We start from the raw sequence: 1,655 nt of genomic DNA on the forward strand, positions 1-1,655 counted from the left end.
GCATGTCGCTGGACGAGCGCAAGCGCGCCGTCAAGAACGAGCGCGACGCGCAGAAGAAGATCTTCAAGCAGCAGCAGCTTCAGCGGAGCTTGCTCGGTCAATAGGGCCGCAGCCGCACCGGCGAGCCCCGGCGCTCGCAATGCGCCTTGCAGAGCCCACTCCGCTTTTCGCGGGGCGGGCTCTCAGTCTTCCGGACAATCTTCGTCGTCTGCCGCTGCAGCGAGCCGCTCCAGCCTGTCGAGCGCGCCCTGCAGGATATAGGCGGCGGCCATCTTGTCGACGACGGCCGCGCGCTTGGCGCGCGAGGCATCGGCGTCGAGCAGGGTGCGCGTCACGGCCAGCGTCGACATCCGCTCGTCCCAGAACACGATCGGCAGAGCGGTAAGGGGGGCGAGGTTGCGCACGAACGCGCGGGTCGACTGCACGCGCGGTCCCTCCGTGCCGTCCATGTTGAGGGGCAGGCCGATCACGAGCCCAGCGATCTGATGCTTCTCCGCTACCTTCAGCAGCACGGCGGCATCGAGCCCGAATTTCACACGCTGGATCGTCTCCAGAGGCGTCGCGATCTGCCGTTGCACGTCGGAGAGCGCCAGTCCGATCGTCTTGGTGCCGAGATCGAGCCCGAGCAGGCGCGCATGTGCCGGCAGGTCGAGCAAGGCTTCGAGCGGAACGATCTGGCTGGTCATGCCAAGGCGGTATCACGCGCCGCATCGCCCCGCGAGCAATACCTTCTCCGATGCGCCCGGCGAATGGCGGCTCCCCGAAAGCTGTAGCGCCGAAGCCATCGCCTATCCGCGGCGATCACGCTATATCCGCGCGCTTGAAACGGCATTGCCGTGTAGAAGGAAATTCTCGCCGTGCCCGCGCGGATCTCGCTGCAAGTTCCCGACAGAGCCCTGCTCGGCGCCTATGAGACGGCGCTGCGTGGCGGCTGGTCGCCGAATACGACGCGCAACGTCGCGCCGGAACAGCTTGCCGCGATCGCCATCGATCCTGACGCCTTCCTCGCCGAGATCCGGGGTGGTCCCGGCCGCATCCGCCTGCCGGATGGCCGCGAGGTCGATCGCATCCCCGGGCCTACGCGCTGGATCTTCGCCGAAGACCGGGCGGAGAGGCCCTTTGTCGGTTCGATCAACCTGCGGTGGCAGGAGCAGGATGGCCGTCCGGTCCTGGCCCTGCCGGAGCATGTGCTCGGCCATGTCGGCTACACCGTCCTGCCGGGCTTCGAGGGCCATGGCTATGCCACCGCCGCTCTGGCGGCGATGCTCCGCGTGGCGCATGAGGCTGGCCTGCCGGAGATCATCATCACCTGCGACGCGAGCAATCACGCCTCGCGTCGCATCATCGAGAAGAATGGCGGACGGCTCGTCGACACCTTCGTCGCGCCGCTCTACAGCCCCGATCAACGCCTCCGTTTCATCGTCAGCACAGCCCCATGACCGACATCGCCGCTTCCCGCAACGCGGGCTCGTTCGGCCCGCTCCTGCCGGGCATCCTCCTCTCGGCGGCGGTCGCTATCGTGTCGTCCCAGCTCGAGCCGGTGCTGAAGGCCGCCGCGGGCGGCCGCATCGGCATTCCGGCCATCGTCATCGCGCTGGTCATCGGCATGGTGCTGCACCCGCTGGCGAACAACCAGCTCTTTGCGCCAGGCATGA

2 protein-coding genes and 1 pseudogene are annotated in these 1,655 nt (G+C 67.6%); 2 read left to right on the plus strand and 1 reads right to left on the minus strand.

All coding sequences use genetic code 11. The features are described from left to right. Nucleotides 1-182 precede the first annotated feature (182 nt). Entirely contained in the window at nt 183-686 is a 504-nt protein-coding gene (gene ruvX / locus ACIPIA_RS15760; protein ID WP_400510922.1) for a Holliday junction resolvase RuvX, read from the minus strand. Between the two features lie 171 nt (nt 687-857). On the opposite strand from ruvX, the gene ACIPIA_RS15765 reads away from it, so the two are divergent. Together ACIPIA_RS15765 and ACIPIA_RS15770 are read left to right on the plus strand one after the other, a co-directional pair. Continuing rightward, nucleotides 858-1,439 carry a GNAT family N-acetyltransferase gene (locus tag ACIPIA_RS15765; RefSeq protein ID WP_400510923.1) on the plus strand — a complete coding sequence of 194 codons (582 nt, stop codon included), beginning with the start codon at nt 858-860 and terminating at the stop codon, nt 1,437-1,439. Further along, nucleotides 1,436-1,655 (plus strand): annotated as a pseudogene (locus ACIPIA_RS15770) (hypothetical protein); the annotation flags it as partial. The gene ACIPIA_RS15765 and the pseudogene ACIPIA_RS15770, both read left to right, overlap by 4 nt.

The sequence above is a fragment of the Allobosea sp. CER48 genome (genome assembly GCF_044752385.1).
In the GTDB taxonomy this organism is placed as follows: Bacteria; Pseudomonadota; Alphaproteobacteria; order Rhizobiales; family Beijerinckiaceae; genus Allobosea.